Annotated in this window: 20 protein-coding genes; 9 read left to right on the forward strand and 11 right to left on the reverse strand. The window is 36.0% G+C overall.

Annotation, left to right across the window (positions count from 1 at the left end; translation table 11 throughout):
• Positions 1 to 65: 65 nt before the first annotated feature.
• Together CWS31_RS14550 and msrA are read right to left on the reverse strand one after the other, a co-directional pair.
• Positions 66 to 704: a glutathione S-transferase family protein gene (locus CWS31_RS14550; RefSeq protein WP_101344545.1), complete on the reverse strand. Its 639-nt coding sequence runs from the start codon at positions 702 to 704 to the stop codon at positions 66 to 68.
• Positions 705 to 909: 205 nt separating this feature from the next.
• Positions 910 to 1,488 (reverse strand): peptide-methionine (S)-S-oxide reductase MsrA, encoded by a 579-nt coding sequence (msrA, locus tag CWS31_RS14555; protein ID WP_101344546.1) that lies wholly within the window; start codon positions 1,486 to 1,488, stop codon positions 910 to 912.
• An 87-nt stretch (positions 1,489 to 1,575) separates the two neighbouring features.
• Between msrA and CWS31_RS14560 the strand changes: the two genes are divergently transcribed.
• Together CWS31_RS14560 and CWS31_RS14565 are read left to right on the forward strand one after the other, a co-directional pair.
• On the forward strand, positions 1,576 to 2,859 hold the full coding sequence (locus tag CWS31_RS14560) for a sensor histidine kinase (RefSeq protein WP_101344547.1): 1,284 nt from the start codon (positions 1,576 to 1,578) through the stop codon (positions 2,857 to 2,859).
• A gap of 90 nt (positions 2,860 to 2,949) precedes the next feature.
• Complete coding sequence (locus tag CWS31_RS14565) at positions 2,950 to 3,483, forward strand: response regulator transcription factor (RefSeq protein WP_101344570.1); 534 nt, start codon at positions 2,950 to 2,952, stop codon at positions 3,481 to 3,483.
• 71 nt (positions 3,484 to 3,554) lie between these two features.
• Here CWS31_RS14565 and CWS31_RS14570 read toward each other — a convergent pair whose 3' ends face one another.
• A complete protein-coding gene (locus CWS31_RS14570; RefSeq protein ID WP_101344548.1) occupies positions 3,555 to 4,169 on the reverse strand; it encodes a hypothetical protein in 615 nt (204 codons plus the stop codon).
• Positions 4,170 to 4,271: 102 nt separating this feature from the next.
• Positions 4,272 to 5,384, reverse strand: a complete 1,113-nt coding sequence (locus CWS31_RS14575; RefSeq protein WP_101344549.1) for a DUF3083 family protein — start codon at positions 5,382 to 5,384, stop codon at positions 4,272 to 4,274.
• 134 nt (positions 5,385 to 5,518) lie between these two features.
• Between CWS31_RS14575 and CWS31_RS14580 the strand changes: the two genes are divergently transcribed.
• From CWS31_RS14580 to CWS31_RS14590, 3 genes are all read left to right on the forward strand, one after another.
• Positions 5,519 to 5,737 carry a DUF3820 family protein gene (locus CWS31_RS14580; RefSeq protein WP_101344550.1) on the forward strand — a complete coding sequence of 73 codons (219 nt, stop codon included), beginning with the start codon at positions 5,519 to 5,521 and terminating at the stop codon, positions 5,735 to 5,737.
• A 454-nt stretch (positions 5,738 to 6,191) separates the two neighbouring features.
• A complete protein-coding gene (rmf, locus tag CWS31_RS14585; RefSeq protein WP_101344551.1) occupies positions 6,192 to 6,365 on the forward strand; it encodes a ribosome modulation factor in 174 nt (57 codons plus the stop codon).
• Positions 6,366 to 6,778: 413 nt separating this feature from the next.
• A complete protein-coding gene (locus tag CWS31_RS14590; RefSeq protein ID WP_101344552.1) occupies positions 6,779 to 9,850 on the forward strand; it encodes a phosphorylase b kinase regulatory subunit alpha/beta in 3,072 nt (1,023 codons plus the stop codon).
• A gap of 151 nt (positions 9,851 to 10,001) precedes the next feature.
• Here the strand turns inward: CWS31_RS14590 and hemN are convergent, their stop codons facing one another.
• From hemN to CWS31_RS14610, 4 genes are all read right to left on the reverse strand, one after another.
• Positions 10,002 to 11,372, reverse strand: coding sequence for an oxygen-independent coproporphyrinogen III oxidase (gene hemN, locus CWS31_RS14595; protein ID WP_101344553.1), 1,371 nt, complete (start codon positions 11,370 to 11,372; stop codon positions 10,002 to 10,004).
• Between the two features lie 157 nt (positions 11,373 to 11,529).
• Positions 11,530 to 12,033: a DUF2489 domain-containing protein gene (locus CWS31_RS14600; RefSeq protein WP_101344554.1), complete on the reverse strand. Its 504-nt coding sequence runs from the start codon at positions 12,031 to 12,033 to the stop codon at positions 11,530 to 11,532.
• A 14-nt stretch (positions 12,034 to 12,047) separates the two neighbouring features.
• Positions 12,048 to 12,668 (reverse strand): Der GTPase-activating protein YihI, encoded by a 621-nt coding sequence (yihI, locus tag CWS31_RS14605; RefSeq protein ID WP_101344555.1) that lies wholly within the window; start codon positions 12,666 to 12,668, stop codon positions 12,048 to 12,050.
• Positions 12,669 to 12,835: 167 nt separating this feature from the next.
• Positions 12,836 to 13,093: a hypothetical protein gene (locus CWS31_RS14610; RefSeq protein WP_101344556.1), complete on the reverse strand. Its 258-nt coding sequence runs from the start codon at positions 13,091 to 13,093 to the stop codon at positions 12,836 to 12,838.
• A gap of 309 nt (positions 13,094 to 13,402) precedes the next feature.
• Here CWS31_RS14610 and tesB point away from each other — a divergent pair, with 309 nt between their 5' ends.
• Entirely contained in the window at positions 13,403 to 14,260 is an 858-nt protein-coding gene (gene tesB / locus CWS31_RS14615) for an acyl-CoA thioesterase II (RefSeq protein ID WP_101344557.1), read from the forward strand.
• A gap of 18 nt (positions 14,261 to 14,278) precedes the next feature.
• Here the strand turns inward: tesB and CWS31_RS14620 are convergent, their stop codons facing one another.
• Positions 14,279 to 15,538, reverse strand: a complete 1,260-nt coding sequence (locus CWS31_RS14620) for a mechanosensitive ion channel family protein (protein WP_101344558.1) — start codon at positions 15,536 to 15,538, stop codon at positions 14,279 to 14,281.
• A gap of 19 nt (positions 15,539 to 15,557) precedes the next feature.
• Positions 15,558 to 16,481 carry an acyltransferase gene (locus CWS31_RS14625; protein ID WP_101344559.1) on the reverse strand — a complete coding sequence of 308 codons (924 nt, stop codon included), beginning with the start codon at positions 16,479 to 16,481 and terminating at the stop codon, positions 15,558 to 15,560.
• 372 nt (positions 16,482 to 16,853) lie between these two features.
• On the opposite strand from CWS31_RS14625, the gene proB reads away from it, so the two are divergent.
• Positions 16,854 to 17,951 (forward strand): glutamate 5-kinase, encoded by a 1,098-nt coding sequence (gene proB, locus CWS31_RS14630; protein WP_101344560.1) that lies wholly within the window; start codon positions 16,854 to 16,856, stop codon positions 17,949 to 17,951.
• A 72-nt stretch (positions 17,952 to 18,023) separates the two neighbouring features.
• Positions 18,024 to 19,280, forward strand: coding sequence for a glutamate-5-semialdehyde dehydrogenase (locus tag CWS31_RS14635; RefSeq protein ID WP_101344561.1), 1,257 nt, complete (start codon positions 18,024 to 18,026; stop codon positions 19,278 to 19,280).
• 117 nt (positions 19,281 to 19,397) lie between these two features.
• Here CWS31_RS14635 and CWS31_RS14640 read toward each other — a convergent pair whose 3' ends face one another.
• On the reverse strand, positions 19,398 to 19,787 hold the full coding sequence (locus tag CWS31_RS14640; protein ID WP_101344562.1) for a Fis family transcriptional regulator: 390 nt from the start codon (positions 19,785 to 19,787) through the stop codon (positions 19,398 to 19,400).
• A gap of 220 nt (positions 19,788 to 20,007) precedes the next feature.
• Between CWS31_RS14640 and yegD the strand changes: the two genes are divergently transcribed.
• Complete coding sequence (gene yegD / locus CWS31_RS14645) at positions 20,008 to 21,366, forward strand: molecular chaperone (RefSeq protein WP_101344563.1); 1,359 nt, start codon at positions 20,008 to 20,010, stop codon at positions 21,364 to 21,366.
• The last annotated feature ends 193 nt before the right edge of the window (positions 21,367 to 21,559 follow it).

Consider the following 21,559-nt stretch of genomic DNA (forward strand, 5'->3'; position numbering starts at 1 on the left):
CACTCACTTATAATCATCATATACCATGCCATTTTGTTCAGGGTCATAAAAAAGGAATTTCAAGCTTATTTAAAAGGGCTGAGATCTAATCCTTCAATATCACAAACCGCTTTAATCGTTGGGTTTGTACAGAGTCTTCTTAAATATGCTGCTATATGCTTAAAAGTAAGTGGAGATTTTTCTATAGTTGAGCACCATTCCATCAGCATAAATAGAAAGTAGTCACAGGCGGTAAGAGTGTCGCCGAGTAAATATTTATTATGTTCAAGCTGGTCATTGATAATTGACAATGCATCGGCAATTCTATCTTCTTGTGCTGCCTTTATATTAGCAATTGTGCTCTCATCATTGGTATGACGATGAGCATAATTAAACACCATAATTTCTGCTTGCAACGTATTATTTAAGTATGCAAGCCATTGAAAAAATAAAGGCCGTTTAAAATCGCCAATAGTTGGCATTAACTCTGATTCAGGATGTAATTCGCAAATATGTATGCAGATAGCTGGGCTTTCGAAAATGGGCTGATCATTTACCACCAGAGTAGGAATTAAGCCCGCAGGATTTAACTTAAGATAATCCGCAGATTTATGAGCGTTTGTATCTGTATCAACTAACAATAACTCATAGTCTGCTTTTAAGTGATGTAGTAAGAAATGAGGTGCAAGACTCGCATTGTTTGGATAATAGTAAAGCTTGAACAAAATGCATACCTTAGTTAAGAAACCTTGAATAATGATAAAACCCAACTAACTCGTAACTAATCATACAAGTCACTGAATAATAGTTCATATCTTAATGCAACTATAAGAACTTTTAAGCTTATGTCGCGAAAAGATTATAAGAAAGATTATAAGTGACACTCACTTATAATCTCTTATAATCTTATTCACTAAGCTTGCTGCGTAGTTACTTTAATTTTGCCACGAAAGTCTGTCTAAACTTGGCTAACTTCGGCGAAACAACAGCCTGACAATAAGGGTTACCCGGATTATTCTCAACATAACCTTGATGATAAGCTTCGCCTGAATAAAAAATTTCAACCGGACTCACTTTGGTCACAATTGGTTGGTCAAAATATTGTGCTTGAGTCATTGCTTCGATGATTGCCAAGGCAATAGTTTGTTGTGATTGATCATGGCTGAAAATTTCAGAACGATATTGCGTACCAATATCATTACCTTGACGGTTTAGCTGAGTAGGATTGTGTAAGCTAAAAAATATCTCGAGTATTTCTTGATAGCTAATTATCTGACTATCAAACTGCACTTGTACTACTTCGGCATGACCAGAAGTACCCGTACAAATATCTTCATACGTTGGGTTTTCAACCTGCCCGCCCATATAACCTGATGTTGCGTTAATAATACCTTTAAGGCTATTAAATGCACTTTCAATACACCAGAAGCATCCACCAGCAAGTGTCGCTGTTTGTATTCCTTGATCGAGAGTTTGTTCGTTACTTTCTGCGTTACTTTGCTTGGTCATATAATTTATCTCAACTTTGCTGCGTATAAATGCATTAAATGTTATCGTAATAACTCTATTGTACTCACATGTTCACAGTAAAAACAGATGGCAAATTTTTTTAAAATAACTAACCAAATTCAGGCAATTATTGCGCTGCGAACAATCGCCATAACCATTCAACTGGTATTGATTCTGTTTGTAAATATTGGTCTCGCTTACGATTTACCGTGGACACCATTAGTTAGTGTAATTAGCTTAGAAATATTATTTACCCTAAGCAGTTATATTTATTATCGTCACAATCATTTGAGTGAAAAAAAGGCCAGCCAAAAAGCGGTACTTATTCAAATTTGTGCTGATATTGTCTTCCTCTCATTATTATTATTTTTTAGTGGTGGGGCAACTAATGCGTTTGTGTCTTTATTGCTTATCCCTATCGCCATTGCCGCGGTAACATTAACGCCCTTGTTACTTGCCATAGTTGCTGCGCTTGCCATTGCTTCTTACAGTATTTTATTGTGGTCGTTACCCATGAGCGTGATGCACGGCAATATGCAAGGTCACTTCATTGGTATGGGCATTAACTTTTTATTTTCGGCCTTAGTAGTTGCCATTGTTGTGGGTAAAATGGCGCGCAGTATCAATCAACAAGAACTCGCCATTGCCGCTTACCGAGAAAACTTATTAAAGCAGGAGCAAGTTACCTCATTAGGTGTTGCCTCTGCTCAAGTAACTCATCAATTGGCAACACCCATAGCTACTGTACAATTACTTACTGATGAACTTAGTGAAGATTTTCCTGATAACGATATTGTTAAAGATATGCAAAGCCAACTCAGCCGTTGTACTGCAAGTTTATCTGAATTTCGCGCCATGGTTTTTGATATTAAAGAGCAGGTAATTAAAGCGATTAATTGCCAATATTTAGTTGATGAAATTGCTGAAAATGTACGAGTTAATAACCCAGAGATCAGTTTAGAATTAATTCATAAAAACACAGCCAGTTACTTAGCAGAAATTAATGTAATAAATAATGTAAAAAACACGAAAATTAATGCTGATGCGGCTTTATTACCCGCTATTCTCAATTTAATTAATAACGCCATACAAGCGAGTAAAGCCAATAACCGTAATGAGCTTTGTATAACCAGTGAAGTTAATGATTTAAATTGGCAATTAACAATTCGAGATCACGGTAAAGGTTTTACCTTAAAAAAATTGAATGAGTTAGGCGTTAAACCTGTAACCAGTGAACAAGGTTTTGGTATGGCGGTATTTTTAAGTCATGCCAGTTTAGAACGCCTTGGTGGTAAGTTAGCCCTAACCAATCATCAAGATGGCGGTGCACTGGTAACCTTGAGTCTACCCATTTCAACTGGCTCAATATAATCAGCCGTTTATAATAAAGAGAACAGCATTATGTCTACCACTTCATCTGCAATAGAAGCCACCTCAATAACAGCCATAGGCAAAGAAGACATACCAAAATTATTAATTGTTGAAGATGATATTATTTTTGCCAACACCCTGAATAGACGTTTAACTAAATACGGCTTCGACTGTGTGCAAACCGATAATAATAACGACGCTTTACTCGCCTGCCATAGTCACAAACCTGACTATATATTACTTGATATGAAATTGGCGGAAGAAAACACCTTGTCGATAATTACGCCACTACGGAAATCGCGTCCAGATAGCCGAATAATATTACTCACCGGCTTTGCCAGTATTGCTACCGCCGTTGAAGCTATAAAGCTCGGTGCTGATGATTATTTATCAAAGCCGGTTGATAGCCAAACCTTACTCGCAACACTTAAAGGCAGCAAAATAGAAACTAGTGATTTTGAGCATAACAGTGAAAAAACATTATCCGCCGAACAAGTTGAATGGCAACATATTCAGCAAATATTAAAGGCTAACCAAGGTAATATATCCGCAACCGCAAGGCAGCTTTCAATGCACAGAAGAACGTTGCAGCGTAAATTACAAAAGCGCCCTCAATCAAGCTAAACAGGTTTTATTACCAACGATCTAATAATAACTAAACAGAGCCATCCCCACCTGTAAGGCTTAATACTTGCTTACTTATCTATTATTAAAGTATTTAAAATTTCCTTAATTTCTTTACGGCTCCCCGTTTTTTCATCCTGTCTGGTACCTGAGCCAATCATAAAGTAATAATCACCTCTTGGCACAAGCCACATTTCTGATGTCGTAGGGAAACTTTCCCCTCCAGGAACTACCAAATTATAATTAAAACGCATGTAAGATGCTTTTAATCCGGATAAGGTTATTTCGATCGGTTCTTGTATCACCTCTAAATCAATAAATGCTTTTTTCAAGTGAGGAAGAATAAGGTTTAAAATATTGTTAGGATTATCTGCTGAAAAATCCCCTAAAGATTGAATATTAATTTTTAAACTAGGGTTAATATCTTCATAAGGTTCAGGGTATTTCATCATCGCCACTAATGGAGCTTTGGCGTATTTAAGAACTAAATCTTTTGTTTTGGCATTACGCCAATCAACACTTTTCAAGTTTTCTATATTTTGTTGAGCTGATAGAAAATGCCAACTTGCAGGTTTAGTAATTTTAATACCTGCAGAAATACTATCAAAAGTATCATCAGTATTGGCACTCGTAACAAATGAGACGGTAATTAACGCTAACATTTGTAAAGTTTGTAAAATTTTCATCTATGCCTCCTTGGCATATAACAGCATTGTATAGAGCCACCTAAGCAATATCAGCCTTATAAAATGAATGTGATTCATTCTTCCATTTAAGATTCAATAAGATTAAAAATTGTATGCCAAATGTTGATGAAATCTAACCATCATTTCTTCTTTTTTAGGTTCAATTTCTAATTCCACAGCCATTAGTTGCATCGCCAGTTCAATTTGATTTAAAAATCGACCAAAGCCATGTTCACTATTATCTTCTGGTGTTGCTACAAAAACCAGTTGTACGCTGTCGGTTAGTTCACTGGCATTCCATTTACTTACCATTCCACACGGGCTTTGCTCAGGGTTATAACCAAGCATCTGTAATTCACCGACACGGGATACAATTTCATGAATGCTATACCTAACAATAGGCACTAAACCGTTAGCGATAAGTGCGCCATTATTTAAGTTATAACATTTAGCTGCTTTGGCAAAAACGTCAGTTAAATAAGTGTAAAGTGGGTTATACGGATCAGTAGAGTGGCTATCAATTTCTACTTGCTGCAATAGCTCATTACTAATATTTAATGTGACAACAGCGTAGTTCATCGCACTATGATAAGCAGGCAAATCGACCTCTTGACTAGCATAGCGTTTTCTAATTTCACGTAATGTATGTATTTGCGTAGTATCGCAGCCTTTATTTTTGGCAAATAAATCATAAGTTAAATGCTGATGATCACGAAGTCGAATATCACTTTTATCGAGTTTTATCTTTTCACAAAACTGCTCTACTGTTTGCCTTACTCGACTATGAAAACTAGCGGCATTCATGCGTATGTCATCACCTGTTGCTAAAAAAAGTAAACACACTTTTTTCGCTCTTCTACTGCCATCAAAAAATGATTTTTTAAGATGATGGCTTGCTGGATCATAATAGAATAAAATTTGTTGATTGGTTTGCCATTGGTGCATTTCTTGGCTGTAACGCACTCGTGCTAATTTATCGTTAGCAATAAACTGACAGTTACCCAACTTAACTTGATCTGTTAACTCAAAAAATAAGGTCGATAACTGCTGATAAAAATCATAATAAGGCTGAGGTTTTTGATCACTATATTTTTCTGAAAACTGTTGGATCAGTTCATCGGTTAAATTAAATTCCGCCAATATGTACTGGTTATCACGTACATTCCCTGGCAAATAGGCTTTATGGGCCGCGCTCCGTTTTCTTATAATCGACATGTTCATCCCTAGGTATTAAATAAAGGAAAGCTTGAGTTGTTAACCTTTTAACTTAGAGGCAGTATAATGAGCCTTAATGAAGCTTTTGTGACGTACGTATGGCACAAATATGACAAGAATCGAGAAAGAACAAGATGTTAGACGATCAAAAATTACTGGTAGAAGCCATCAACCAAACCATGCCATTTGGCAAATATGCCGGACGAAAATTATTACAACTACCTGAGCCATACTTAGTATGGTTTCATAGTAAAGGATTTCCAGAAGGAAAATTAGGGCAACAACTTGCCTTAATGTACGAAGTAAAACTTAATGGTTTAGAGGGCATGTTAAAACCTTTACTGCGTTCTTAGAAATTTTTATTACCTATTAAACGGGTTGCCTGCAAAGTTACTCAGCTTTGTTTTTAGAATTTTTTCGTCTAAAAAATAAATTTATAATTATCTGAAGTAATAATTATTTGTTATGAAAATGACTAACAAGTTGTTTTGACAACACAAAATTTCACGGTAAAAATCACCTTTTATACTTCTTTATATGCAGAATAAATAAACCATTATTTACATCATTCCACCACCTTGCATCATCCTCAAACATCACCTTAAATATAATCAATCCCGTTTATAATCTGTTTACTTTCTGAACATGATTTGACGGAATTAATGTGCCATGTCAACTATTGAAAATGTATACGCTAACTATCAGTAGTCGAATTTAGTGATTAACTTTGCTCGATGTTAAAAGTAAAAGTAACTTACTAATTAATTGATTTATAAATAATTACGAGGTATTTATGAGGGTTGTAAAATGAAAAGACAAAAAAGAGACAAACTAGGGAGAGCGCATTCAAATGGCTACCAAGCAGGTTTAGGAGGCAAAGCAAAAGAGCAATGTCCATATCAAAATGTTGATGCTAAATCTCAATGGTTAGGAGGTTGGCGAGATGCCATTAGCGATAGAAATTTAGGTTTATATAAATAAAACGACAATAGGGTTATTTATTACTGCTTATTATTAAAATCTATCATGTTATACGGTCGAAGTTAGAGTCTATTCATTTAACGCGACTTTAGTCATTGTTGCTCGTTTTCACATAGTAAAAGTATGCTACAAAACACGCGCCACGATCAAAGTCATTTTAAATTGAATAAATTTCAACTATGAAAGATCAACAACCCCAATGTTAGGCAGACATAAAACACACCTTGTTCAGTGTACTGCCTCATTCATTTCCTTTCTATTTTATACTTAAAACTCCAGTAATTTTATATTCATTATTAAATTGATATTACTGAGGTTTAGCTTTAGTATTTTAACTCTAAACATTGTTATTTTATATATAAGCTGCTTCCTGTAGCGTACATATTTAATAAAAAAACTTGGTAACTAGCCTTATGGACAAAGTCTTACTTCTCGATCGATTATATAACGATATCAACGACATAATTCTTACTCGTCAACATCCTGTAACAGGGCTATTACCTGCAAGCACAGCCATAACAACACATGGCGACTACACCGATGCATGGGTACGCGATAATGTTTATTCTATTATGTGTGTTTGGACCTTAGGAAGCGCTTATAAAAAAGGCGGAGAAAAGGTTAGAAGTGACGAACTTAATCAAGCAACGATAAAGCTAATGCGCGGCTTATTACAGTCAATGATGCGTCAAGCGCCGAAAGTAGAAACCTTTAAACACACGCTTAATGCTATGGATTGCCTGCACGCTAAATATAATACGCAAACAGGGCTCAATGTAGTGGAAGATCATGAATGGGGTCATTTACAAATTGACGCCACTTCAGTTTTCTTACTCATGCTTGCGCAAATGACAGCAACAGGATTACGCATTATCAACACCATTGATGAAGTTGATTTTGTGCAAAATCTTATTTATTACATTGCCTCAGCTTACCGCACACCTGACTACGGTATTTGGGAGCGCGGTAATAAAATTAATAATGGTAAAACCGAAATTAATGCCAGCTCGGTCGGTATGGCAAAAGCAGCATTAGAAGCATTAGATGAGCTTAACCTTTTTGGTAATAATGAGAACCCTAGAGCTGTAGTACACACTATTCCCGATGCTATTTCTCGAGCGCGAAACACACTAACTCACTTATTACCACGAGAGTCTATTTCAAAAGAAGTAGACAGTGCGCTATTAAGTATTATTGGTTTTCCTGCGTTTGCCGTTGGTGATACTGCGCTAGCAGATATTACCCGCAATAAAATACTTTCGGAGTTAGGTGGTAAATACGGCTGTAAACGTTTTTTATGGGATGGTCATCAAACCATCATTGAAGACCACAGCCGAATGTATTACGAACATTCAGAACTAGCTGACTTTGAACATATAGAGTCTGAGTGGCCACTTTTTCATACTTACCTGTATATTCAAGCCTTGTTTGATAAAGATGAAACCCTCGCCAAAAAATATCGGGATCAACTTGAGTCTGTAATGGTCGAGCAAGATGGTAAGTTTTTATTACCTGAGCTGTATTATGTAGATGAACCCGAATTAGAAGGCGAACGAGAAAACCCTGGCTCTCAGCCTCGCAAACCTAATGAAAACATTCCCTTGGTATGGGCACAAAGCTTATATTTTACTGGCTTGATGCTTGATGAAGGTTTAGTACAACCAGATGATTTAGACCCATTACAATTACGTAATCGCTCAACAACCACAGCTGATACGCAAATAGCTTTGGTGGTCTTAGCTGAAAATGAAAGTGTGAAACTGCAATTAGCTGAACATGGTGTAATTAGTGAAACCTTTGCTGAGATCAGCCCAATTAATGTTATCTCTGCATCTGAATTGGTAGAGTCGTACCGAAAAGTTGGCGCCAATAAAAACTTAGCACTAACTGGCAGACCAAAACGTAGATTTCAAGGTTTAGCAACAGCACAAACGTTTAGAATAAATGATAAGCCCTTCTTATCGTTATCTAATTTACAATACGATGAAAATAATTACCTCAAGTTTGATGCTGAGTTGGCAACCGCCGATTTACTGAGAGAATTAAGTTATTTAAATAAAAGCTGGATAAACGATGAAGTCGCGGTATTCAGTTATTTGGTAACACAAGATATATGTGACAGTGTAAATGCTGATGTATTGTTAACAACCATCAAAGAATTACAACTAAGAATTAGTCATACCAATATAGGTTATGCTTCTGCTAGTTTAGCGATTAGAGCGTCTAAAGTTAATAACTTGATGGTGCCTGACTTATCCGTAATGGGGCTATTTAATACTGAACAAACTTCTAGCGCCCATGCTTATTCATTTGATTTATTAGCATTACCCAACGAAATTCAACAACAAATTAAAGCCAGTGAAACTGATGATTTAAGCTATTATCATCAAGTTAATGACTGGCTATCCGTGTATAGTTTAGATTCAATATTGACCGAAAACATCAGTACTGAACAAGGTTGTTCAATCAGCTTTGAACAATTAATTTCAGGTATATATACAAGAGCGCAGCACAAACAACATTGGTTAACAGCACGACTTTGTTTTTCCGCCTTAAAATTGGCACATAAAGACTTAGCCGACGATTTATCACTAGTATGTGCTCGCCATATAGATATTGTGATTGGTGATGAAAATCACATAGTGCTAACCCATGAAAATTCTTTGTTGAAACCTAAACAATTATTAAAAATGTTAGATCAAGTTTGTCACCAAAAGCTTGAACGTACTTTAGTACAAGAAATGCTAGTAACTTTAGGTAATATAGTCCGTACCAAAACACGCGTTTTTAATGGTTTACGCTCAATTAAGCTTAATAATTTATTAGCCTTATGTGCAAAGCATGATGAGTGCAATGAAAGTACTTTTATTGAATTATCTTTAAAATCACCTTTTGAGTTAAATCAAGCGATACGTGAAGTATTAACTAGCCAACAGCAAGAATTTAATGAGAACGTTAAATTTAATTTCTGTGATCATATCATGCAGAATTCTCAAGCTAATTTTACTCAAGCAGTAGACACTAACTGGTTAGAATGGCGCTCAGAAAGAGGATTATTTACCCGAATTGATGATGATTTACTGGCGGATATTTGGCAAAGTTTAGCGCATACTACACGCATAGTGTTTGCTGAAAATGCTAATGCTGCGGAAGTGCTTGATGCTGAAATAACTCGTAGTTCGATGACACCGAGAGAAGAAAGTTTTGCCCGTTGCATTGATGGTTTAGTGCAGCATTTACAACCCATTTATTACAAATCGGCCATATTAGAAACTTTATTCGCATTCACCCAACATTGTAAAAATACGCCTGAATTTAGAACCGAAGAAGTTGTTTTAGGGTTGGTTTTATCTGATGCGGCAACCTTGTTTATTGAAACACAAGGTACGAAAAAAGAGGGTGAAACTTGTTTGCAAAGCTTTATGATGCAAGCACCACAAGTATTGCAAAAATATGTTAGTAAAATTTTTCAGCAACTTAACTAACCTGAACACTAGATAAACAATGGTAAATAGTTAAGTCAGCAAAGGTTATGATGAGACTATAAATATTAATCCGCTATTCTATTCAGAACAGCGGATTTTTTATGTCATTAATATTTGCTGAAGTTAATTTTATTAAGTAAATTTGTTAAAGTTAAATAACCCGTGAAAATCGCTGTTGGTTAATGTGCTTTTTCATGTAAGCATCAAAACTCATACAAATAATGCGAATAAGTAATCGCGCCTTTTGCGCCACTTTAATATATTGCTTATGGTTTTCAACTAAATCATCGTTAATAAAAGTATCTAATAATAGTAAGTCTTCAGCAAAATAAGTATCAAAGTTAATAGCATACTTTTCCTCAATAGCTTGCTTATCCACATAAAGATTACACATTAATTCGCGAATAACTTCACCCCGTAAAATATCGTCAGCAGATAAACTTACACCTTTAATTTGCGCATGTTGTTTTTCAGTAATCGCTTGGTAATAAGTTTTCAAATCTTTAATGTTTTGGCTAAAACTATTACCTATTGCGCTGATTGATGACACTCCAAGCCCCAACAAATCACAACCACCTTTAGTGGTATAACCTTGGAAGTTACGATGTAAAGTCCCCTCCTTTTGTGCTTTTGATAACTCATCATTGGGTTTGGCAAAATGGTCCATACCAATAAAGTCGTAGCCAAAATCGCAAAGGGTTTCTATCGCTAACTGCATCAACGCAAATTTTTTCTCTGTGTTAGGTAACCATTCATCACGTAACTTACGTTGCGCAGCAAATAGGCTTGGCATGTGTGCGTAACTAAACAGTGAAATTCGATCAACATCCCACTCATGGGCTTTGGTTAATGTTTTCGCAAAGTTTTCTAGCGTTTGATGTGGTAAACCGTAAATTAGATCAATATTAATTGAGCTAAAACCAACTACTTTAGCATGATTAATAAAATCTCCAATAAACTCTGTAGATTGCACTCTGTTTATTGCCTGCTGCACTTTTAAATCAAGGTCTTGCACCCCTAAACTTAGTCGGTTAAAGCCTAATGAATATAAGTGATCAGCTAAATCCATATCGATTTCACGCGGATCAATTTCAATGCTCATTTCTATTTCATCAGCAAAGTTAAATTGCTCTTTTAATAAAGCCACCAATGTAGTTATTTGCGCATGGGTTAAAAAACTTGGTGTTCCCCCGCCCCAATGTAATTGTTTAACGGTATAGTCTTTAAATAACGGTGCTTGTAGGGCTATTTCTTGCGCTAAGTATTCAAGGTAAGTGTCAGCTTTACTGCGGTGACGAGTAATAACTTTATTACAACCACAGTAATAGCAGAGGGTATGACAAAAAGGAATATGCACATACAAAGATAGTTCGCGGTTGGCTGAATCGTCTATTGCTTGAATAAAGTCGTCATGCGTAAAATCATCATGAAACTCTAACGCTGTAGGATATGAGGTATATCTTGGGCCACTGGTATTGTATTTACTTAACAGTGATTTATCGAAGAACTGACTCGCTTTCATAGCTTATTACCGTTTATTTAATTAACGATAATATTATAAGCTATTATATTTTTGGGTTATTGATCGAGCGCAATAACAGACACATTAACTGTTATTGCGTTAACTTATTACTTGAGTTCAAGAGCTAAGCAATAAGTTAATTAATACAAATGCTAGCTTAGGTTGCGGTTGTATTAAGTGTTAAGCGATTAAGTTGCTCAGTAGTAAATTGATGTAGTAACGCCAAATCACTTACAACAGCATCATGCATTTTCTCTAAGGCCACCATGCGTTGATAATCTTCACGCATACGTTCTTTTTTAGTTAATTGCTTACGTGCTTCAAGAATTGAAAAGTCTTTAATAGCGTCATACAAGCCATAAATACCCAGGAACTTAGTATCCATATTAGAGAGTGTTTTAAGTGAAGACAATAAAACCGATATACGCCAACAGCCTTCATCAAACTCACATTGCTCTTGCTGCATTGCGCGAGTAATCAGTAAAACACTATCCAGTATTTTTTTGTCGTGTCTATTTAATGCCGCCTGTTGGTTTTGCTCTGCTTTGATCTGTTGAGCTTTTTGCTGCGCCACTTGCTTTAATAACCTGCCCGCATAAAACGCTAAAACAAGAATAATACCAACACCAAGTAACAACAGATAAAGCCAATAGTCATTCATGAAACACTACTCTTTTATTTAGATGAATTGTCAAAGTCTGAAAAATTTGGGCGATCTAATTTATCCCATAAATCGTCTTCGCTTTCATTTTCACTTTCTTCATCATCATACTCTTCATCATATTGATCAAGCCCTAGCTCAACCGATAAAGCTTGATGGCGATCCATCATGTCATTGTAGTAATTAACTTCTTGTTCCGTTAATTCAATATCATCTTCTTGCTTAGCTAAAATACTTTGTAGCTGCGCATCATCTTCAATGGCATTTAATTCATCTTCAGGTGAAAGTTTCGCAATTTTTGCTACTTGTTCAACTTCTTCTTTCTCAACATAAATAACTCTTGCCATTGGCGCAAGTTTGTCGTTATTTTCTGATTTAGTCGTTTTCGGCTTATCAGTTTTACTGGCAACTTTACCTAAAACAATCGGGGTTTTATTGCCTAAACGAGGATCCTGTTTAGCGCCCTTCTGCTTACCATCAACTCGCTCTTGAGCTGCTTCTTTTTGACGATTCCCTGCTACTTTTCCCGTAGTTTTACGGGTGCGTTTTTCAACATTAGCTAATTCTTGCTTACTTAACTTAGGCTTAGCAGTTGGTGCTCCACCTGGTTTTCTAGATTTTTTAGTGCGTGACATAGGAATAATTGCTTTTTAACAAATAATGTAAGCTATTTTACTTTAATAAAAGTTTAAAAACCTTAAAAAGCAGAAAAAAGACACAAAAAAAGCGCCAATTAGCGCTTTTTAAAGGTTAACTCAATATGTAAGCTAGTCTAAGACAAACAAATTTACTCAGCTAACACTTAAGAGCGAATATGAATGTTTGGTTGTGTGTTAATTTCACCCGCTTTAGAAATAGCCACAATATTTTCATTACAGCATAAAATAGCTAAATTAGTATCATCAACATCTCTAATAAAATTAAGTTTATAACCAAACTGAGTTAAACTACTTGCCGCAAATTTCTGCGCTAGCGTTAGCCGCTCCCATAAATCATCAAAACCAACCAGAGTGCCACCTCGACGCTCTAACATCTCTTCCTTTTGCATTGCTATAGCCATAATATCTCCTTCCCAGTCCAATTATGATTAATACCTATCCTATTAAGTTTATTTCAAACTCAAACTACTATTAGCTAACTTAAAACAAGCCAAATGCATTCAACATAGTTCCTCTATGGTTAACGTATTTACGTTGTTAGCTGGTTGCTAATAAACACTTTTATCAGTGCTTTTACTGTGGTGATTATTATTGTTGTTATTTTCGAGTGAAAGTTAACCTACTTTGCATGTAACATCAATAGAGATTACACTAACAACCTTGAGTTAATTGGTGTTTCGTCTAATAATCTTTGAAATGTAAGGAATAAAATGACACGTGTATTAAATGAGTTATCGGCGTTATTAAAGGTAGAAACCATTGAAGAAGGTATTTATCGTGGTCAAAGTCAAGATTTAGGCTTTAAAGCGCTATTTGGTGGGCAAGTAATGGGACAAGCTTTGGCTGCCGCACAAGAGACAATACCTAAAAACCGTTTTGTAAACTCATTACATTCTTATTTTTTACGACCTGGTGATGCTAACTTACCCGTTGTTTACGAAGTAGAAGTAATGCGTGATGGGGCAAGCTTTAGTACTCGCAGAGTACAAGCAATACAAAAAGGCAAAACCATTTTTTATATGACCGCCTCTTTTCAAGTGACTGAAGTAGGCTTTGATCATCAAGATACTATGCCAGTGGTTACGCCACCCGAAGATCTTCCGTCGTTCACTGACTATATACATGCTAACCAACAATATATTCCAGAAGCATTACGTGAAAAATTTCTAGCTGAAAAGCCTATAGATATGCGCCCTGTGCAGCAATATAATTGGCTACAGCCTAAAGCGACCGAGTCTGCCAGCCAAATGTGGATAAAAGCTAACGGTGAATTATCTGATGATTTAGCACTGCATACTTACATGCTTGCCTACACTTCAGATTTTCATTTTTTACCAACAGCTTTATTACCTCATGGGGCAAGCCATTGGTTACCTAATTTTCAAATTGCCACTATAGATCATGCAATGTGGTTTCATCGTCCATTTCGTTTTGATGATTGGTTGCTTTACTGTATGGATAGTCCATCAGCTAGTAATGGCAGAGGTTTGGTTAAAGGCCAAATATATAACCGTCAAGGTCAATTAGTAGCTTCAACCATGCAAGAAGGTGTTATCAGACAACGCTAAATCATGCAGCCAACAATATTAACTGCTTAAGTTTTTCTGCCAATCATAACCACTTGGATGTTGAAAAACCCGTAATTCAAATTGCGGGGCAATAGCAAAAAGGTGATCAAAAATATCAGCTTGAATAGCTTCATACTCAAGCCAATTAGTGGTGTTAGCAAAACAATAAACTTCTAATGGTAAGCCTGATTCTGTAGCAGGAAGTTGTCTAACCATACAGGTTAAATCATCACGAATATTGGTGTTTTTTTGTAAATAAGCAGTGATATAAGCGCGAAATGTACCAATATTCGTTAATTGCCTTTTATTGATCACATTAAAAGAGTCGGTATTGCCATCAAGGGGTTGTTTTTCATCATCCTGAATAAGTTCTTGCTGTTTCTTTTTAAGGTAATCATTTAATAAATAGGCATTAGTGAGTTGACTAATTTTATCGGCGCTGCAAAAACCAATACTGGCCATATCAATAATAATAGTGCGCTTTATACGACGAGCACCTACTTGGTACATATTACGCCAGTTTTTAAACGAATCACTGATCAACGCATATGTAGGGACTGTGGTAATGGTTTTATCAAAATTCTCTATTTTTACCGTACTTAAACCTATTTCTAGCACATCACCGTCTGCGCCATATTTTGGTAGCTCCACCCAATCGCCGGTCACAACCATTCTATTCGCTGATATTTGAATACTAGCGACTAAACCTTTAATTGTATCTTGAAATACCAATAACAAAACTGCAGTTAATGCACCCAAGCCACTTAACAATATGACTGGTGAACGATCAAGCACAAGAGAGATAATAACAATAGCTGCAACTAAATATATCGCTAACTTAAATATTTGAATAATCGCATTTAAGGGTAAAAAGCGTTGTTTAGCGCCTTCTTTATAGATACTTCGACTAACGTTGAGTACTGCGCTGATACTACGAGTAATTTGAAAGGTAAGCAGTATTTTAGTAATGATGATTAATGAACTACTTGCTAGGCTTTCACTAGGTAAAATTAACGGTGCTAAAAACAGCATTAAAATATACGGCACTAGCAAAGCCATTCGGCTTAATACGCCATGTTCAATCAGTGCGTCATCCCATTGGTTTTTGCTATGAATAATGAGTTTATGAATTAAGCTCATTAATTGATATTTAGTAAGATAATAACTTACTGCCGCAGCGAATAAAATTAACACTATCCCTACAGAAATAGCGCTGCTAGCCAAATATTGCGAGCTAAGACCTTGATCACTCAACCAATTACTAATTAGCTCATTCATAGATGACTCCTGACATTAACTAGATGTTGTTTCGCGCTGCATCTTGGGCTATATAAAATTGCTTAATTTCTTCAAGTTTTGCATCTTTATCATACCAATACTGCGTTAACCACTTTTGAAAAGCCACTTTATCACCGCGATCAGAAAAATTGATATGCCCAAGTTCAGATGCAATATCAATCGTTTTAATATCAATATGCACTCGATCTACTTGACCTGATACAAAATCGCCGAACGTTGGAATACCATCAGGGTAATAAATGGTTACATCAACAATTTTAGATAAATTTTCACCCATAGCGTCTAATACAAAAGACACACCACCGGTTTTAGGTTTTAATAAATGCTGAAATGGCGACTGCTGTTTGTCATGCTTTTCTTGAGTAAAACGCGTACCTTCAATAAAATTCATCACACTGACTGGTTTGTATTTAAATTTAGCGCAGGCTATACGAGTCGTTTCTAAATCTTTACCACGAAGATGCGGGTTTTTCTTCAAAAAGGCTTGGCTATATCGCTTCATAAATGGGAAGTCTAGTGCCCACCAAGCTAAGCCTAGCAAAGGAACATAGATCAATTCTTTTTTTAAGAAGAATTTTAAAAATGGAATATTACCGTGTAAAGCCCGTTGTAAAACAACAATATCAACCCAACTTTGGTGGTTAGCAATTACTAGATACCATTCTTTTAATTGTAATTTTTCTAATCCAGTCACAACAATATCTGTTTTAGTAAATATTTTTTGTACTATACTATTTGTACCTACCCAATTACTTGCCATTAAATCGAGTAGATAGCTAAATATTTTCCGAGAAAAACCGAATGGAATTAATGCCTTACATAAAGAAAAAATAAGAATAGGTACAAGCCAAAATATAGTATTAAGGGTGTAAATAAAGAAACATATAAAAATGATCAATTTAGCGGGTAAAAAATTTAGCATAGCTTAAAATTAACTAATAATAGATGAGTAACGCGAATAGCGTCATTTAACCACGATTTCACTCATAATTAAATTTTTTTATTCTCCGTTATCTTACTGTCATATTACTGTTGCACAATAAAATACGGGTAAAATATTAAATGTAGAGCATTTCTATTTGTGCATAAAAAACGCTCTCTTTTATTTTATAGTTGTCTAATATTGTATATTTTAAATAGGTAATCAGTTAAAACAGATGTTTACCTGCAAATACTTGATAAAACTATTAAAACCATACATTAAGCTGTTGTTCCTTTTTAATCAATACCTTTACCAATTGAGTTTTGCTGCCTTTTCAGGCATAATTGACTCACTATAACAATAGGAGATCAAATGGATTTTAACAGAGCTGTAATCAAAGTAGGTAGTGCTTTAGTAGCACCAACTAGTGACGGTTGTAGCGGCCAATACATATTAGCAATCGCACAATTCATCACAAAATGCCAACAACAAGGTAAAGAAATTATATTAGTTTCTTCCGGTGGTGTTGCTGCAGGTAGAGCCGTGATTCAACATGGTTCACCAGAACTTTCCCTGCCACTTAAAAAAGCTATGTCCAGTGTTGGACAGATGCAAATGATGGCAAACTGGCAACGGTTTTTCGATATTCCGTGCAGTCAAATTCTCATCACGCAAAATGATTTAGCAGATCGAGAGCGTTTCATCAGTATTCAAGAAACAATAAAAATTCAATTAGCCAATGGTGTACTGCCTATCGTTAATGAAAATGATACGGTAACTACTAAAGCGCTTTCAATCGGCGATAATGACAACCTTGCTGCATTAGTTGCACAAGCATGTGAAGCCGACAGTTTATTCATTTTAAGTGATATTGATGGCGTATTTACCAAAGACCCTAATATCAATGACGATGCAGTATTAATTCCTAATATTGATAAAATAACTGACGAAATATATGCCATGGCGGGTACAAGCCGCAATCCTCAAGCAACTGGCGGCATGAAAACCAAAATTGAAGCGGCAGAAAAAGCCACTGAACATGGTATTAATACCTACATAGTCAATGGTACTAAAAGTGAAGTATTCAGTTCATTATTAGCGCAGGTTAATCCTGGTACTCGTTTTGCTGCTGACAAAGAAATTATTACGGCTAAAAAACATTGGTTGAAACATACCTTAAAAAGCCGCGGGAAAATTAAGCTCGACCCTGGCGCGGTAAATGCTATCGTTAACCAAGGTGCATCTTTGTTACCTGCCGGTATAAAGTCTGTAACCAACCGCTTTAAAGCAGGTGATGCTATCGATTTAGTAGATGCACAAAATAATAAAATAATAGGTAAAGGTATTACTTTATATAGTCACTATGATTTGAAAAGAATTATGGGTAAACACAGTAACGATATCATCACAACGTTAGGCCATGATTATGGTGATGTAGTTGTACATCGTAACGACATGGTTATTTTATAAACCACTGGAATCATTAATTCCAAACTTTTAAATAACTTAACCAATTTTTCTATTTTCGATAAGAGTAATCAAATGACAGATTTTAATATGGCCACAATGGCCAGTAATGCTAAAAAAGCAAGTAGAGCCGCAGCACAACTTAATAGCAGTGAAAAAAATACGCTGTTAAATGCAATAGCCGATGCTGTTGAAGCGAATAGCGCTGCAATTATTTTAGAAAACAACAAAGACATTGATGCTGGCCGAGAAAAAGGTCTTTCAGAAGCAATGTTACAAAGACTTGTATTAGACAACAAAGGCATTAAAGACATCGCTTCTGCGATACGTGAAATTGTTGCCTTAACCGATCCAATTGGCGATGTTGATAAATTATCTTTGCGTCCAAATGGTATTCAAGTGGGTAAAATGCGTATTCCACTTGGCGTTATTGCTATGATTTACGAAGCACGCCCGAATGTTACCGCTGAAGCTGCCGCTTTATGTATAAAATCAGGTAATGCGGTAATTTTACGTGGCGGTTCAGAAGCAATTCATTCTAACCTAGCTATCGCTAAATGCTTACACGATGTATTAAGTGCACACGATGTTGATGCAAATATTGTTAGTGTTATTCCAGATACAAGTCGTGGCGTTATTGAAGAATTATTACAACAAAACGAGACTATTGATTTAGTTATTCCTCGTGGCGGTGAAGGGCTTATTCGTTATGTGAGCGAAAACAGCCGTATTCCTGTAATTCAACATTACAAAGGTGTTTGTCACTTATACATTGATAAGTATGCCGATTTAGATAAAGCCGTTAATATTTTAGTAAATGGTAAAACCCAGAAACCGAGTGCGTGTAATGCCTTTGAAACGGTTTTAGTTCACGGCGATATTAGTGGTGAATTTTTACCGCTTGCTGCTAAAGCACTAAAAGACGCAGCACAAGTTAAGGTACATGCATGTAAAAATAGTATTGGTTATTTTACTAACGCTGAATTAGCAACTGACGAAGATTATCATGCAGAGTATTTAGCGCAAGAAATTGCCGTAAAAGTTGTAAAAAGTTACGACGAAGCGGTAAATCATATTAATGAATATACCTCAGATCATACTGAAGTAATTATCACCCAAGATATTTCTCGCGGTCATAAGTTTGTTCGCCAAATTAATTCTTCTGTTGTGATGATAAACGCTTCTTCACGTTTTTCTGATGGTAACCAATTAGGCTTAGGCTCAGAAATTGGTATTTCGACAAGTAAACTACATGCTTACGGCCCTATGGGCTTGGAAGCATTAACCACAGAAAAGTTTGTTGTGTTTGGTGATGGACAAGTTCGCGTTTAAATCAAACTTTATTCATTGTGCTAGCTAATTACCCACACAATGAAAATACAATGAAAAAATAATAAAAAAGCCTAAGATGTTATTCATCTTAGGCTTTTTTATACAAAAAAATAACGATTAATGCATACGCTTTGCATTAGGTTTTTGTTTTACAACCCGCAAGGCTAAACGCTTTTCCCAATCTCCGCCATGTTGCAGATCGCACATCTCTTCACTATCAAAATTAACCGCATTTTTAATATTTTTAACCACTACCCCCACTTTTAATAATTGCTTTTGAATAATGTCACGTAACAATTCATCTTGCTGTTGAGCTTTCATTTGCTCAACTTCTTCATTGCTGTTAAATACGCAAGTAATAAGTAAACTAGCCGGAAAATTAGTATAATTTGCTCTATGGGTTAACCAAATAAAACCTGGTACGTCATGCAACGAAGATTCACACGCAATAGTTAAAGCCTTGCATACATTGTTATCTATTTTCTGATTCGTTTTAGTTAATTTCATACTTACCTGTGTGATCTTCTCATCGTTATTTTAGCTATTTTAACTGGCTAAAAAAATGAACACAACAAAGCCTTACCTCCATTTAATTTCACTTATTCAATAACTCACTTAATAACTATAAAATACTCTTAGGCTAATAAATTATTAGCCTAAAGCTTGAGGTTTACACCGTAACTTTGTATGCTACGCGGCCTTTTCAGCAGGTGGTGAAAATAAGCATATGATAGGTTTCGATTACGGTACATCCAATTGTGGTGTTGCCACTATGAACAATGGCCAGCCCTATATTATTCCGTTATTAGGTAATGAGTCATATATTGCCTCAAACCTCTATGCGCCAAGTCGTGATGTTATTGCTAACTGGCTTTCTGGGCAATTAGCGCCTGAGCAGCAAGAAAACTACCTTGTAGAGAGAAAAAATCAAATACTCAAAGGTCAAGCCGCATTACGTGAGCTAAAGTACGATGGTATTCCTAGCGAATTACAGTTTGGTAAAGCTGCTCTAGTGCAATATCTTGAAGACCCTGAAGAAGGTTATTATATTAAGTCGCCTAAATCTTTCTTAGGCGCTAGTGGTCTTGCGCCAACACAAATTCAATTCTTTGAAGATATTGTTGCCTGTATGATGAGCAATGTAAAAACACTGACTGAACAAGTATTACAAAAAGAAGTAACACAAACTGTTATCGGCCGACCTATCAACTTTCAAGGCTTACACGGCGAAGAAAGTAACAAACAAGCAATTAACGTACTAACTAATGCCGCTAAGCGTGTTGGTTTTAAAGATGTTGAATTTCAATATGAACCCGTTGCTGCTGGCTTTGAATTTGAATCAACTTTGACCAAAGAAACCCGTGTGTTAGTGGTTGATATTGGCGGTGGTACCAGTGATTGCTCAATGATATTAATGAGTCCTAACTTTACTGATAATGACAACAGAAGCGATCATTTACTTGCCCATACTGGTGTTCGTGTAGCTGGTAACGATTTTGACATTCAATTAGCCTTACAAGGAATAATGCCAAGCTTAGGCATGAACAGTTTATTAAAATCAGGCAAGCCGATGCCAACCAGTAGTTTTTATCAAGCATTAGCGATTAACAATATTAATGAACAAACGGCTTTTTATAGCGCCCAAAATAGACGTGATTTACTACAGTTATCGCGTGATGCCCAAGAAACTCAGGTTATCGAGCGCTTAGTCACTGTGCATGATCATAAGTTAAGTTATCAATTAGTTAATGCTGCTGAACAAGCAAAAATAGCCCTATCAGATCATAGTAAGCAAACAATTGATTTAAATGACATAACAACAGGGCTTTGTGCCGAAGTAACGACAGACACGCTGCGCACCGCAAATAAACGCACCTTAGAAAGTATTGCAAATATTATGCAACTAGCTGTTAAACAAGCAGGCTGTCAGCCAGATGTGATATTTGTTACTGGCGGTACGGCAAAATCACCGGTATTAAGTGAATTTATTCAACAACAAATGCCAAATATCCCGATTGTAGTTGGTGATCATTTTGGAAGTGTTACCGCTGGGTTAGCTCGCTGGGCGGAAAAAATTTATAAGTAGCGCTACAGCAGACTTAAACAAAAAAGTTACACTAGGAGATATATCTATCAGTGTAACTTTTTTTAGTTATATTAACCTGAGTTCGGGATAAGCAAAATGCTACAACAGCCTTAATTATCCGTATTACTGCGTTACGAAAGCTCCCAATAACCCGTTATTGGCTTCGCTTTCCCGCCTTGTACTACGAATAATT

This window comes from Colwellia echini (genome assembly GCF_002843355.2).
GTDB classification, from domain to species: domain Bacteria; phylum Pseudomonadota; class Gammaproteobacteria; order Enterobacterales; family Alteromonadaceae; genus Colwellia; species Colwellia echini.

What these genes read in the sequence shown, in the direction of transcription:
- CWS31_RS14575 (WP_101344549.1), bottom strand. Translation starts at nt 5,384, where the DNA reads ATGTCGATTATAAGAAAACGGAGCGCGGCCCATAAAGCCTATTTGCCA.
- yihI (WP_101344555.1), bottom strand. Translation starts at nt 12,668, where the DNA reads ATGTCACGCACTAAAAAATCTAGAAAACCAGGTGGAGCACCAACTGCT.
- CWS31_RS14610 (WP_101344556.1), bottom strand. Translation starts at nt 13,093, where the DNA reads ATGGCTATAGCAATGCAAAAGGAAGAGATGTTAGAGCGTCGAGGTGGC.
- CWS31_RS14635 (WP_101344561.1), top strand. Translation starts at nt 18,024, where the DNA reads ATGACAGATTTTAATATGGCCACAATGGCCAGTAATGCTAAAAAAGCA.
- tesB (WP_101344557.1), top strand. Translation starts at nt 13,403, where the DNA reads ATGACACGTGTATTAAATGAGTTATCGGCGTTATTAAAGGTAGAAACC.
- CWS31_RS14570 (WP_101344548.1), bottom strand. Translation starts at nt 4,169, where the DNA reads ATGAAAATTTTACAAACTTTACAAATGTTAGCGTTAATTACCGTCTCA.
- proB (WP_101344560.1), top strand. Translation starts at nt 16,854, where the DNA reads ATGGATTTTAACAGAGCTGTAATCAAAGTAGGTAGTGCTTTAGTAGCA.
- CWS31_RS14620 (WP_101344558.1), bottom strand. Translation starts at nt 15,538, where the DNA reads ATGAATGAGCTAATTAGTAATTGGTTGAGTGATCAAGGTCTTAGCTCG.
- yegD (WP_101344563.1), top strand. Translation starts at nt 20,008, where the DNA reads ATGATAGGTTTCGATTACGGTACATCCAATTGTGGTGTTGCCACTATG.
- CWS31_RS14640 (WP_101344562.1), bottom strand. Translation starts at nt 19,787, where the DNA reads ATGAAATTAACTAAAACGAATCAGAAAATAGATAACAATGTATGCAAG.
- CWS31_RS14560 (WP_101344547.1), top strand. Translation starts at nt 1,576, where the DNA reads ATGGCAAATTTTTTTAAAATAACTAACCAAATTCAGGCAATTATTGCG.
- rmf (WP_101344551.1), top strand. Translation starts at nt 6,192, where the DNA reads ATGAAAAGACAAAAAAGAGACAAACTAGGGAGAGCGCATTCAAATGGC.
- CWS31_RS14580 (WP_101344550.1), top strand. Translation starts at nt 5,519, where the DNA reads ATGTTAGACGATCAAAAATTACTGGTAGAAGCCATCAACCAAACCATG.
- hemN (WP_101344553.1), bottom strand. Translation starts at nt 11,372, where the DNA reads ATGAAAGCGAGTCAGTTCTTCGATAAATCACTGTTAAGTAAATACAAT.
- CWS31_RS14625 (WP_101344559.1), bottom strand. Translation starts at nt 16,481, where the DNA reads ATGCTAAATTTTTTACCCGCTAAATTGATCATTTTTATATGTTTCTTT.
- msrA (WP_101344546.1), bottom strand. Translation starts at nt 1,488, where the DNA reads ATGACCAAGCAAAGTAACGCAGAAAGTAACGAACAAACTCTCGATCAA.
- CWS31_RS14590 (WP_101344552.1), top strand. Translation starts at nt 6,779, where the DNA reads ATGGACAAAGTCTTACTTCTCGATCGATTATATAACGATATCAACGAC.
- CWS31_RS14600 (WP_101344554.1), bottom strand. Translation starts at nt 12,033, where the DNA reads ATGAATGACTATTGGCTTTATCTGTTGTTACTTGGTGTTGGTATTATT.